At 74.1% G+C, this 12,274-nt stretch carries 10 protein-coding genes and 2 tRNA genes; 8 read left to right on the top strand and 4 right to left on the bottom strand.

The window, feature by feature from the left end; all coding sequences use genetic code 11:
- Window positions 1-40: 40 nt before the first annotated feature.
- The 5 genes from ACFUJY_RS15800 to ACFUJY_RS15780 all read left to right on the top strand — a co-directional run bounded on the left by ACFUJY_RS15800 (window position 41) and on the right by ACFUJY_RS15780 (window position 5,052).
- Window positions 41-1,147: an ROK family protein gene (locus ACFUJY_RS15800; RefSeq protein ID WP_383299127.1), complete on the top strand. Its 1,107-nt coding sequence runs from the start codon at window positions 41-43 to the stop codon at window positions 1,145-1,147.
- 398 nt (window positions 1,148-1,545) lie between these two features.
- Window positions 1,546-2,601, top strand: a complete 1,056-nt coding sequence (locus tag ACFUJY_RS15795; protein WP_383299124.1) for a hypothetical protein — start codon at window positions 1,546-1,548, stop codon at window positions 2,599-2,601.
- 284 nt (window positions 2,602-2,885) lie between these two features.
- Window positions 2,886-3,674, top strand: coding sequence for an HAD-IIA family hydrolase (locus tag ACFUJY_RS15790; RefSeq protein ID WP_383299121.1), 789 nt, complete (start codon window positions 2,886-2,888; stop codon window positions 3,672-3,674).
- Window positions 3,675-3,791: 117 nt separating this feature from the next.
- Window positions 3,792-4,346, top strand: coding sequence for a hypothetical protein (locus ACFUJY_RS15785; protein WP_383299119.1), 555 nt, complete (start codon window positions 3,792-3,794; stop codon window positions 4,344-4,346).
- Between the two features lies 1 nt (window position 4,347).
- On the top strand, window positions 4,348-5,052 hold the full coding sequence (locus tag ACFUJY_RS15780) for a class F sortase (RefSeq protein ID WP_383299116.1): 705 nt from the start codon (window positions 4,348-4,350) through the stop codon (window positions 5,050-5,052).
- Window positions 5,053-5,348: 296 nt separating this feature from the next.
- Here the strand turns inward: ACFUJY_RS15780 and ACFUJY_RS15775 are convergent.
- A tRNA-Lys gene (locus ACFUJY_RS15775) sits at window positions 5,349-5,422 on the bottom strand.
- 196 nt (window positions 5,423-5,618) lie between these two features.
- Here ACFUJY_RS15775 and ACFUJY_RS15770 point away from each other — a divergent pair.
- The 3 genes from ACFUJY_RS15770 to ACFUJY_RS15760 all read left to right on the top strand — a co-directional run bounded on the left by ACFUJY_RS15770 (window position 5,619) and on the right by ACFUJY_RS15760 (window position 9,540).
- A complete protein-coding gene (locus ACFUJY_RS15770; RefSeq protein WP_383299114.1) occupies window positions 5,619-6,920 on the top strand; it encodes a peptidoglycan-binding protein in 1,302 nt (433 codons plus the stop codon).
- 25 nt (window positions 6,921-6,945) lie between these two features.
- Window positions 6,946-8,787 carry an SPFH domain-containing protein gene (locus ACFUJY_RS15765; RefSeq protein WP_383299111.1) on the top strand — a complete coding sequence of 614 codons (1,842 nt, stop codon included), beginning with the start codon at window positions 6,946-6,948 and terminating at the stop codon, window positions 8,785-8,787.
- 162 nt (window positions 8,788-8,949) lie between these two features.
- Window positions 8,950-9,540, top strand: a complete 591-nt coding sequence (locus ACFUJY_RS15760) for a lytic polysaccharide monooxygenase (RefSeq protein ID WP_164636379.1) — start codon at window positions 8,950-8,952, stop codon at window positions 9,538-9,540.
- A gap of 70 nt (window positions 9,541-9,610) precedes the next feature.
- On the opposite strand, the gene ACFUJY_RS15755 is transcribed toward ACFUJY_RS15760, so the two are convergent.
- From ACFUJY_RS15755 to ACFUJY_RS15745, 3 genes are all read right to left on the bottom strand, one after another.
- Window positions 9,611-11,149 carry an MFS transporter gene (locus ACFUJY_RS15755; RefSeq protein WP_383299108.1) on the bottom strand — a complete coding sequence of 513 codons (1,539 nt, stop codon included), beginning with the start codon at window positions 11,147-11,149 and terminating at the stop codon, window positions 9,611-9,613.
- A 131-nt stretch (window positions 11,150-11,280) separates the two neighbouring features.
- Window positions 11,281-11,354 (bottom strand) — tRNA-Lys (locus ACFUJY_RS15750).
- 74 nt (window positions 11,355-11,428) lie between these two features.
- On the bottom strand, window positions 11,429-12,187 hold the full coding sequence (locus ACFUJY_RS15745) for an IclR family transcriptional regulator (RefSeq protein ID WP_383299105.1): 759 nt from the start codon (window positions 12,185-12,187) through the stop codon (window positions 11,429-11,431).
- Window positions 12,188-12,274: the final 87 nt, after the last annotated feature.

The raw sequence follows: 12,274 nt of genomic DNA, 5'->3' as shown, positions 1-12,274 counted from the left end.
ACGCTGTTGCCAAAGTGCAAGCGCGGGCCACAATGGTTCCGTGAACAGGAGCAACACCGGCGCGAACCTCCCCGCCCTGCGCAGCCACAACGCGGCCCTCGTCCTCGACCTGCTGCGGGTGGCCGGCGAGCGCGGCATCAGCCGGCTCGAACTCGCCGAGCGCACCGGGCTCACCCCGCAGGCCGTCAGCAAGATCACCGCCCGGCTGCGCGCCGAGGGCCTGGCCGCCGAGGCGGGCCGCCGCGCCTCCACGGGCGGCAAGCCCCGGACCGTGCTGCGGCTCGTCCCCGGGGCCGGGCACGCGGTGGGGCTGCACCTGGACCGCGACGGGCTGACCGCGGTCCTGGTCGACCTCGCGGGCACGGTCGCCGAGAGCCTGTCCGCCCCGCTGGACTTCGGGGCCCCGGCGGACGAGGTGCTGACGGCCGCCGCGGGGGCGGTCGCCGCCGTGCGGGGGGACGCGGCGCTCCCGGTGCTCGGGGCGGGCGTCGCGGTTCCGGGGCCGCTGGACCACCGGGGCGGGGTGCTGCACCGCGTCACGGGGTTCCCGCAGTGGGACGGCTACCCGCTGCGCGACGCGCTCGCCGCCCGGACCGGGCTGCCCGTGGTCCTCGACAAGGACACCAACGCCGCCGCCCTCGGCCTCGCCCTCGGCGCGGAGGGCCCCGCCGACTTCGCGTACCTCCATCTCGGCACCGGCCTCGGCGCGGGGCTCGTCCTCGGCGGTGCGGTGCACCGGGGGGAGCGGACGGGGGCGGGCGAGTTCGGGCACCAGACCGTGCAGCTGGACGGCCTCCGGTGCGGCTGCGGCGGACGCGGCTGCCTGGAGGCGCTGTGCCTGGCCGCCGTCCGCCGGGGCGACGCGGCCGAGGCGGCACGGGTGCTCGGGACCGGCGCCGCCAACCTCGTCGGGCTGCTCGACATCGACCGCGTGGTCCTGGGCGGGCGAACGGTCGCCGCCGACCCCGACACGTACGTACGCGGAGTGCGCGCGGTCCTGGACGAGCGCTCCCGCCGCGACGGGGCGCGCGGCACCCCGGTCCCGGTCACCGCCCACCGCGCGGGCGACCGCCCGGTCGCGGAGGGCGCGGCGCAGCTGGTGCTGGCCCCGCTGTTCGGGCGGGTGGGGCAGTCGGAGACGGGCTGACCCGAGGCACGCGTCTGCCGTTTTGCCCGGGTGGCGCGCGGGAGCCGTGCGGGGGCAGGGCAGGGCCCGCCACGGCGACGCAGGAGCCGCGCGGCCGTCCGCGTACGACCCGGGCCGCCGGTCCGTGCAGGACCCGCGGCCCCCGCACCCCGTCCGCGCGGCCCCGCACGCCCGTCCGCGCGGCCCCGCACGCCCGTCCGCGCGGCCCCGCACGCCCGTCCGCGCGGCCCCGCACCCCCGTCCGGGCGGCCCCCCGGCACGCCTGCGCCGGGCGGTCGCGCGCGCGTGGCAGGGTCGGCCACCCGGAGGGGTGCCCGGAGCCGCGCCGCCCGCGGCGCGCCGCGCCCCGCGCCCCGCCCCGACCGGCCGTTGCCGTACGAAGTGGAGGCTGCCCCGCCATGCCCCCCGAATCCGCCGAGCCCACCGAGTCCACCGATCCCCCCGCGGCCGGCCGCACCCGGCACGGCCTCGCGCTCGGGCTCGCCGCCGCGAGCGTGATGCCCGTGGTCCTCGGCGGGGCGACCGCGTCCGCCGCCCCGCAGCGCAGCCCGGTCACGGGTCCGGCCGGCCGGATGGTCCCGGCCGCCGCGCCCGGCTCGGCCGCCGCCGACCAGCAGCCCGCCTGCGGCGACCCCGCGTCGGCCGGTTTCCCCATCGACACCCGCATCCACGGCGGACCCGACACCTATGCGTCCGGCGGCGGCTACGGCACCTGGTTCCTGGACCTGACGAACACGACGACCGAGTCCTGCCGGGCGATCCACCCCGTGCTCGTCCTCACCGACGAGGAGCGGGCGCTGACCTCGGACCAGATCCAGCTCCAGTTCTCGGAGCGCGCCCGCCCCGGCGTCGAGCACCGCGTGACCTGGGAGACGACGGACCGGGACGAGCACATCGGGGTCTTCGGCGGCGAGGACGGCGACGCCTTCGCCGGGTTCACCGTGCCCGCCGGACGCACCGTCACCGTCCAGGTCCGGCTGGCCTTCACCTCCGACACGAGCCCCGGCCGGATCACCGCCAACGCCGCGATCGTCCAGCGGCGGGGCAGCGGGAGCGGCACGGGCGGCGACGGGGAGTGGGTCGGTGAGTCCGAGGACTACCCGTTCTCCGTGGTCGAGCCCGGCGAGGACGGCACCGGCACCGGTGAGACGGACGGCGACCGCGAGAGCGCGGACGGGACGGGCCGGGAGCACGTGGGCGGCACCGGCGAGAACGAGGAAGAGGGGAACGGCACGGTGAAGGGCAAGGGCGACGAGGGGTACGCGGACCCCGGCAGGACCGGCACCACCCGGCGGCCCGTCCCGCCCGGCACCGACCCGGCGGGGGTCCCGCAGCTCGCCGCGACCGGCATCTCCGTCCCCGTCCCCCTGCCCGCGCTCACCGTCTCCGGATTCCTGATCGGCGGCGGCGCGATGGTGCTCGCGGCCCGCCGGACCCGCCGCGCGAACCACTGACCATCAGGTGGTCGGCCCGTACCTGTACGTCGAACAGTCGGCCTCAGGTGGTCCGACAATTGGGGGGGCGGCGTCGCGGGGCTGGGCACGCACATCTGCGGCGTTGTCGTCAATCACCATGGCTCCGCCATGGCTCAATCCTCCGTCTTGCAGCTGCACGCACCCAGCCCCGCTCCTTCCTCCACCCCCCAATTGCCGGACCACCTAAACTCTGGGGCGTCGGCGCTGCACAACGCGGTGCCGCCGGCGTCCCCGCACCTGGCGTACGGCAACTGGAGTCCCACATGGCAGAGCGCAAGCCGATCTCGTCCTGGCTGACCGACATGGACGGGGTCCTCATCCACGAGGGCACCCCGATCCCCGGCGCCGACGCCTTCATCAAGCGGCTGCGTGACTCGGGGCTGCCCTTCCTGGTCCTGACCAACAACTCGATCTACACCGCCCGCGACCTGCACGCCCGGCTGAAGCGCATGGGCCTGGACGTGCCCGTGGACAACATCTGGACCTCCGCCCTCGCCACCGCCCAGTTCCTGGACGACCAGCGCCCCGGCGGCACGGCGTACGTCATCGGCGAGGCCGGGCTCACCACCGCGCTGCACGACATCGGGTACGTGCTCACCGACCACGACCCCGACTACGTGGTGCTGGGCGAGACGCGCACGTACTCCTTCGAGGCGCTCACCAAGGCGATCCGGCTGATCAACGCGGGCGCCCGGTTCATCTGCACCAACCCGGACGAGACCGGCCCGTCCGCCGAGGGCCCGCTGCCCGCGACCGGCTCCGTCGCCGCCCTGATCACCAAGGCGACCGGCAAGGCCCCGTACTTCGCGGGCAAGCCGAACCCGCTGATGATGCGCACCGGGCTGAACGCGATCGGCGCGCACTCCGAGTCCAGCGCCATGATCGGCGACCGGATGGACACCGATGTGCTGGCCGGCCTGGAGGCGGGCATGCAGACGTTCCTGGTGCTCACCGGGCTGACCACGGTCGCGGACATCGACAAGTACCCGTTTCGGCCGTCCACGGTCGTGGACTCCATCGCGGACCTGGTCGACCTGATCGACCTGGGCTGACACCGGTGCACGCGGGGGAGCGGGCCCGGTCCGCTCCCCACTCCACCGGCCCAGCGCCGCCGCGCTGCGGATGCGGAACGCGCCCGCAGGAGTGAACCTGCCATCAGGAGGTTCACGATGCGTTCCATACCCCTCACGTTCTGTGCCGCCGCACTGGCCGCGGCGACCCTGGTGCCGATCCCCTCGGCGCTGGCCGAATCCGGCTCCGGCCACGAGGACTCCCGGTCCCGCGCCGCCCTGTCGGTCTCGCCCTCGTCCGTCGCCCCCGGCGGCGAGGTCGAGCTGGAGCTGACCGGCTGCAAGGCCGGGGAGGCCAAGGGGAGCTCCGACGCCTTCGGCTCCGAGGCGCGGTTCTCGTCCGGTGGCGACCGCACGCTCCATGCCGTGGCCCGCGTCCGCGCGGACGCCGAGCCCGGCGACTACGACGTCCGGGCGACCTGCGACAAGCACACCCGGGTGACCGCCACCCTCACCGTCGTGCACCGCGGGCGGCCCATGCCCGTCGCCCCGGTCCACGCGGGCGGCGGAGGCACCGCCGTGCTCGCGAGCGAGACCGCGGAGCAGGACGGTCCCGGCACTACCCACGAGGTGATCGGCCTCGGACTGGCCGCCGTCGCGGCCGTCGCCGTCGCCTTCCGCAGCGTGCGCCGTCGCCGTCCGGCGGCCGACTGACATGTCCGCACCGGAGGAGGCTGCGGCGGGGCGCGGCAGACTGCTCACCGGAGTGACCTGGGCCGTCGTCCTGCTGGGCCTGTGGCTCTGGGGCCGGGGGTTCACGGACGGCTCGGGCATCGGCTCGGCCCCGACCACCGGCGATGTCGCCGCGGTCGGGCGCCCGCTCGGTGTGCCGCTGCCCCCGGCGCACGCGCCCATCGCGGGCGTCGCCCCGAAGAGCGTCGCGATCCCGTCCATCGGCGTCAGTGCCCCCGTCGTCTCCCGGGGCCTGGACGCGGAGGGCGCCATCGAGCCGCCGTCCTTCGACACGCCCCGGACGGTCGGCTGGTACGGCGCCGGCACCCAGCCCGGCGCCGAGGGACCGGCCCTGTTCGTCGGCCACGTCGACACCGAGACCGAGCCCGCCGTCTTCTACGGGCTCAGCTCGGCCCGCCCCGGGGCGAAGGTCGACGTGACGCGCACGGACGGCACGGTCGCCGAGTTCACCATCGACGACGTGCAGGTCCTCACCCGGGCCAGGTTCGACGCCCAGAAGGCGTACGGGCCCCGCGAGGACGGCCGGGCGGAGCTCCGGCTGATCACCTGCGGCGGCACGTACGACGAGGAGTCGCACTCGTACACCGCGAACGTGGTCGTCTCGGCCTACCTGACCGCGGAGAAGGGTGCGGAGAAGAGCGCGGAGGCCGTGGCCGAGGCGGCCTGATCCGGACGAAGGCACCGGCACCCGGCCCGGCCGCCGCCCGTTCCCCGGGCGGCGGCCGGGCCGGTCCTCGACCGCGGTGCGCGGGCCGCGGGAGTGGCCCGGCGCGGACACGGGAGGTCGGTGGCGTCCGGTCCGCCGCACACCCCACTGTAGGGGGAGGCCCCTCGTCCGCCCAGCCGCCCTCTGACGTTACGTCGATAACCGGTCACTCTCCGCAGGCGGTGAAGCGGTTGCGGAAGCGCGTCGAAGAACGACCAAGGCCCCCTCGCGCGAAGCGAGGGGGCCTTGGCTGTGCGTGCGCCGCCAGGGACTCGAACCCCGGACCCGCTGATTAAGAGTCAGCTGCTCTAACCAACTGAGCTAGCGGCGCCTGCTGACCTGGAAAACTCTACCCGATCCCGAGCGGTGCTCCCGACCATCCCCTCGCCTTACCGGCCTGTCGGATGGTCGTTTTTTCCCTTCTATCCGTCAAACTGCGGTATGTCGCGACGTATGTCACAACCGTTGACACGCTGACGCCCGAGCAGATGCGCCCGAGAAACTTGACGACTGCGGAGGGGAATCGCATGACTGTGCCGGCCTTCGAGGAGTACGTACCCGCCATCGACTGTCCCTGTCCCGGCTGCGCCGCCCAGCGGCGGAGCGCCGCCGGCGGGCTTCCCGTGCGGAACGGGGGACACCCGGCCGCCCACGGCGCGCGGCGCGCGATGGTGCTGGTCACCGCCGCCGGGATGGTGCTCGGCGGCGGCGCCGCGGAGTCCGCCGGAGCGCCCGCCGACCCCGCCCCGGTGCCGGGCACGGGGGTGCCGACCGGCATCGGCACGGTGCCGGACAGCCCCCAGGGGCTCCCGGGTCCGCTGCGCGGGTCCGGTTCGCCGGGGCCGGGGGCCGCCCAGGCGGCGTCGCCCGAGCCACGGGCGACGACCCGGACCGAGATCATCAACCGCGCCGAGAAGTGGGTGGACGCGCAGGTCCCGTACAGCATGTCGGCGTACTGGTCCGACGGGTACCGGCAGGACTGCTCCGGCTATGTGTCGATGGCCTGGAACCTGCCGGGCAACGAGTGGACCGGCAGCCTCGCCGCGTACGGCACCCGGATCGCCCGCGCGGACCTCCAGCCCGGCGACATCCTGCTCTTCCACAACCTCGCCGACCCCGGGAACGGCTCCCACGTCACGATCTTCGGCGGCTGGACCGACCACACGCACACCCACTACACGGCCTACGAGCAGACCAAGCCGCACACCCGCAAGCGGACGACGCCCATGGCGTACTGGACGAACTCCGCGAGCTACGTCGCCTACCGCTACAAGGGCCTGAACACGGGGAAGTCGGGCAGCGAGGCCGACGGGGACCCGTTCCCCGGCGCGGCGAAGTTCGGGCCCCGCACGAACAACGCGTACGTGACCCGGCTCGGCACGATGCTCGTCGCCCGGGGCGGCAAGCGCTTCTACGAGATCGGCCCCGACCCGGTCTGGACCGACGCCGACCGCCGGGCCACCCGGGCGTTCCAGCAGGCCCAGGGGTGGAAGGGCGCCGAGGCCGACGGCATCCCCGGCCCCCACACCTGGAAGCTGCTGGTGACCGGAACCGGTCGCGACATCCCCGCCGCGAGCGGCGGGAAGGCCGCCCCGGCCTTCCCCGGACGGGACTATTTCCGGCCGGGTCGGTCCAACAGCCATGTCGACCGGCTCGGAAAACAGTTGGTGAAGAAGGGGTACGGCGCGCACTACCGGCTGGGCCCCAGCCCCCGGTGGACCGAGGCGGACCGGCGCAATGTCGAGACCTTCCAGAAGGCCCAGGGCTGGCGGGGGACGGAGGCCGACGGCTATCCGGGCCCGGAGACCTGGCGGCGACTCTTCGCGTGACACGACGGACATGACGGAGGCGGAAATGCGATCCACGGTGTCGGACAGCTCCGGAAACCCGGAGAACGGCCAGGAGACGGAGTACGGGACGGTCCCGGTACGGGAATGGGTCGGCCCGGGCGGAGCGGGCAGCGTCACGGACGCGTGGGCGGCGGGGGCCGCGGCGGACGCGCCGCCGGTCGCCGAGGGGCTGCCGGTGCGGGGCGCGACCCCGGCCGCGCCCCGCGCGCCCGAGCCACCTCCCCTCTTCAGGCCCGTGCCGGTGTCGGTGCCCTCGGACGAGGAGGTGGTGGTCCAGGTCGCGGAGCCGGCTGCTCCGGCTCGCGGCGGCGACACGGATTCCGTCGTCGACCTGGTGCTCGACCTCCGGCCGGGCGAGGAGGACCGCGGGGTCTCACTCGGTGCCGCCTCGGCGTCGGTGTCGGTGCCGGCGGGGGCGGGGGCGGAGGCCCGCGCGGAGGAGCCCGAGGACGCGGTGCCGGGGGACGGGGTGCCCGAGGACGCGCGCCCCGCGCCCGTGCCGGACCTCGTGAAGGACGCCGGTGTCGAGGACGCGGGTGTCGAGGGTGCCGGTCCCGAGAACGTCGTGCCTGAGGATGCCGTGCCTGGGGACGCCGTGCCTGGGGACGCCGTGCCCGAGGGCCCCGGTCCCGAGGACGCCGTGCCCGTCGCGGTGGCCCCCCGGCCCGAGCCCGCCCTCGCCCTCACCGGGGCGCGCCTGCCCGGTCCCGACGCCGCGCCCCGCCCCGACCCGGTCCGGGACAGCGGCCGGCACCAGGCGGTCATCGCCAACGAGCGCACCGCGTCCATCCCCGTCCACCTCCTCTTCCGCGAGGAGCGGCAATCCGGTGCCGCCGTGCCGCCCACCGGCGTACGCCCGGCGGGCGGCCGACCGGGCATGCGGCGGCCGCCCGTGCCGAGGACGCCGCAGGTACGGCCCCCGGCCCGGCCCGCCCCCGACGCCGACCCCCGGCTGCGCGAGCGGCCCGGGCCCGCGCTGCCCGGCTGGGCCGCGCTGCTCACCGGCTTCGGCGGGATCGCGGCGGCCGGCGGGGTCCTGTGGTGGGCGGGCGTGGTCCCGGCCGCTCTGCTCGCCCAGGTCGGGCTCGGGCCACGGCCGTACGAGGGGCTGCCCACCGGCGCCTGGGCCGCGCTCGTGTTCCTGGCGGCCCTCGTGCTCTTCGCGCTCGGCGGCCTCGGCCGGGGGCGGGTCGGACACGCCTGGGTCCTCACGCTCTTCGGCCAGTACCGGGGCAGCGTGCGGCGCACCGGTCTGGTGTGGATCAGCCCGCTGCTGCTGCGCCGGCGGATCGACGTACGGCTGCGGCACTGGCGCAGCGAGCCGCTGCCCGCCGTGGACGCGAACGGCACGGCGCTGCGGGTCGTCGTCCAGGTGGTGTGGCGGGTCAAGGACACCGTGCGGGCGGCGCTGGGGATCGAGGACCACGAGGCGTATCTGCGCGAGCAGGTCGAGGCCGCGATGGCCCGGGTGCTGTCCCAGCTGCCCGCCGACGCCTTCCACGAGGACGCGCACACCCTGCGCGACGCGGAGGCGGTCGGCGACGCGCTGACCCGGATGCTGAAGGCGGACTGCGAGCCGGTCGGCGTCGAGGTGTACTCGGCCCAGCCGACCGGGATCGAGTACGCGCCGGAGGTGGCGGCGGCGATGCAGCGGCGCCGGATCGCGGCGATCGACGCGCAGCACCGGGACAGCGTGCTGACCTCGGTGGTGGACGCGGTGGACGACACCGTCGGCCGGCTCACCGAACGGGGTCTCGTGGAGCTGGACGACTACGAACGGAAGGCGCTGGTCAAGGACTTGACGGTGGCGTTCTACACCGGCCGGACCGGAGGCGACGGCTCCTGAGGAGGTGCGGGGGAGGTTCCGGGAAACCGGAATCCCGCGCTCATTGGTCTGGACATGGTCAAGGCGCGGCAATAATCTGAGCCTTGGTCTAGACCGCAGAACGCGCGTACGCAGCAGTGCTCATGGAATCCCCTCCCCCCACGATCCGAGGAGCGACAACACATGCGTATGAAGGCAAGCGCGGCCCTGGTCGGCCTGGCGGTTGCGGGCGTCTCGATGTTCGCCACGAGCAGCGCCAGCAGCCACGGCTACACGGACAACCCGATCAGTCGTCAGAAGCTGTGCGCCAACGGCACGGTGACCGGCTGCGGCAACATCCAGTGGGAGCCGCAGAGCGTCGAGGGCCCGAAGGGCTTCCCGGCGGCCGGACCGGCCGACGGAAAGATCTGTTCCGGGGGTCACGGCGAGTTCGCCCAGCTGGACGACCCGCGCGGCGGAAACTGGCCCGCCACCAAGGTGACGGCCGGCCAGGGCTTCAGCTTCCGCTGGCAGTTCACCGCCCGCCACGCCACGTCAGACTTCCGGTACTACATCACCAAGGACGGCTGGGACCCCACCAAGCCGCTCACCCGGGCCGACCTGGAGCCGCAGCCCTTCATGACGGTGCCGTACGGCGGCAAGCAGCCCCCGGCGACCCTGACCCAGCAGGGCACCATCCCCACCCAGAAGTCGGGGAAGCACATCATCCTGAGCGTCTGGAACGTCGCGGACACGGCCAACGCGTTCTACGCGTGCTCGGACGTGCAGTTCTGACATGCGGTTCTGACGCGGCGAACCCCGGGGAGTCCGAGGCCTCTCCGGGGTTTCGCTGTGCCGGTACGGGTCAGACCTGGGCCGGGACCGGAGCCTCGGCGGTCGGGGCCTCGGCCGCCGGTGTCGTCCGGGTCGCCCTGAGCAGCAGGGTCGCCGCGAGCACCGCACCGGTCAGCAGGATCAGGGAGCCGGTCACCGAGGCGTACCGCATGCTGTGCACGAAGGCGTCCCGGCCGGCCGTGATCAGCGAGTGGTCGCCGGTGGCCAGCGCGCCCGGCAGGGTCTTGCGGGCGGCCTCGGGGGCGGAGGCGGGCATGTCCGCCCGGTAGACCGCGGTGGAGACGGCGCCCAGGAGGGCCATGCCCAGCGCCCCGCCGAACTCCTGCCCGGTCTCCAGGAGCGAGGCGGCCGAGCCGGCCTTCTCCGGCGGGCTGACCGCCATCGCCATGTCCGAGACGAGCGCCATCACCGCGACGATGCCGCTGCTCATCACGGCCGACCCGATCAGCAGCAGGGCCAGCGAGTCGGTCCCGGCCAGCGTGAAGACCCCGAACCCCGCCGCGCCGACGGCGAACCCGCCGCAGACCACGTGGGCGCGCTGGGTCCGCTGGGCGAGCGCGGTCGCCGCCGGGGCCGCCGCACCCACCGCCAGCGACGGGGCCAGGCTCCACAGCGCGGCCTCCATCGTGCTCATGCCGAGCACCGACTGAAGGTACTGGGTGGTGAAGAAGGCCGAGCCCATCATCGCGAAGGCGGCCAGCGCGTTGAGCCCGATCCCGGTGCCGAAGCCCCGGCCCCGGAACAGTTCCCGGCTGATCATCGCGTCGGAGCGGGTGCGCTGCCGGTGGACGAAGATGCAGCCGACGGCCAGCCCGGCGGCGATCGCCGCGGCCCGTCCGATGTCGAACCCGTGGGCGGCGCTCTCCTTGATGCCGTAGACCACCGGCAGGACCGTGCCCATGGACAGCGGAACGCTCAGGAAGTCGAAGCGGCCCGGCTCCGGGTCCTTGAACTCCGGCACCAGCAGCGGCACGAGCACCAGCAGCAGCACCATCGCGGGCACGTTGATCAGGAAGACGGAGCCCCACCAGAAGTGCTGGAGCATCACCCCGCTGAGCACCGAGCCGAGCGCGACCCCGCCGGCCATGGCGCCCGACCAGATGCCGATCGCCTTCGCCCGTTGCTGCTCGTCGCGGAACATGTTGCGCACGAGCCCGATCGTGGAGGGCATCAGCGTCGCCCCTCCGATGCCGAGGACCGCCCGGGCCGCGATGAGCATCTCCGGGCTGCTCGCGTAGGCGGCGCAGACCGAGGCGGCGCCGAAGGCGAGCGCCCCGATCATCAGGAGCTTCCGGCGCCCGATGCGGTCGCCCAGGGACCCCATCGTGATGAGGAGGCCGGCCAGGGCGAAGGCGTACACGTCGAAGATCCACAGCTGCTGGGTGGCGCTGGGGGCGAGGTCCCGGTCGATGGACGGGATCGCGAAGAAGAGGACGGAGACGTCCATCGAGACGAGGAGGAGGGGGAGGAGCAGGACCAGGAAGGCGGTCCACTCCCGACGTCCGGCGAGTGCGCCGGGGGCGGCGGTGGTGCTCGTGGGGTTCGTCATGGCAAGGAATATACGATTGTTTAAAACAGCTGTCTAGTACGTCCGTGTAATACATCTGTACATGATCGCGGGCAGCGCAAAACGCACGAGGCGGTCTCCGTGGATACGGAGACCGCCTCGTGCGTTGTCTGTGCGCCGCCAGGGACTCGAACCCCGGACCCGCTGATTAAGAGTCAGCTGCTCTAACCAACTGAGCTAGCGGCGCCTGCTGACGTGAAAATAATACCTGGTCCGGAGGGGTGCTGATGACCACCCGCCCGGCGGCCCCGCCGGCCGGTCCTACAGCGCCAGCGACAGCAGCATCGGCGCGGCGCGCCGGTTCAGCGTGTCCGCCGCCGCGCGCAGCCGGTGCGCGTCCTGCACCGGCATCGACAGCGCCAGGCAGCCCGCCGACGACCCGGCGGTCAGCGGCACCGCCGCGCACACCGTGCCGACCGCGTACTCCTGGAGGTCGAGCACCGGGACCGTGGCCGGCTGGCTGTCCAGCTTGGAGAAGAGGACCTTCTCGCTGGTGATCGTCCGCGAGGTCAGCCGGGGCGTCTTGTGGCGGGCGATGTGGTCGCGCCGGCCGTTCTGGTCGAGCTGGGTCAGCAGGCACTTTCCGATCGCCGAGGCGTGCGCCGCCGACCTGAAGTCCACCCACTCGTTGACCGCCGGGGTGAGCGGGCTGTCGGCGTACTGCGTGACGCGGATCTCGCCGTCGATGTACCGGCTGATGTAGACCGCCGCGCCCACCGAGTCGCGGAGCTGGGCCAGGGTCTGCTGGAGCCTGGACTCCAGGGCCTGGCGGCGGGCGGCGCCCGAGCCGAGGAGCAGCAGCGAGGCGCCGATGACGTACGCGCCGTCGGTGATCTGTTCCACGTAGCCCTCGCGGCGCAGCGTCAGCAGCAGGGAGGTGAGGTGCCCGGCGGGCAGCCCGGTCTCCCGGGAGAGCTGCGTCTCGGTGACCCCGTTGCCGTGCTTGGAGACCGATTCGAGAACGCGAAGGGCGTACTGCACCGAGTGGAACGGCGCAGTCGGTTCGGGCTTCAACACCACGGATTCCCCCTGCCAGTCGGGACCGGAGGCCGGTCGGTGGGCCCTCGACCTCGCCCCCACGATAGCCGCCGAGGGCCTGTTCAGGGC

This window comes from Streptomyces sp. NPDC057249 (assembly GCF_042669245.1).
In the GTDB taxonomy this organism is placed as follows: domain Bacteria; phylum Actinomycetota; class Actinomycetes; order Streptomycetales; family Streptomycetaceae; genus Streptomyces.
The sequence above is the reverse complement of the archived record's forward strand: the minus strand, read 5'-3'. Positions and strand labels throughout refer to the sequence as shown.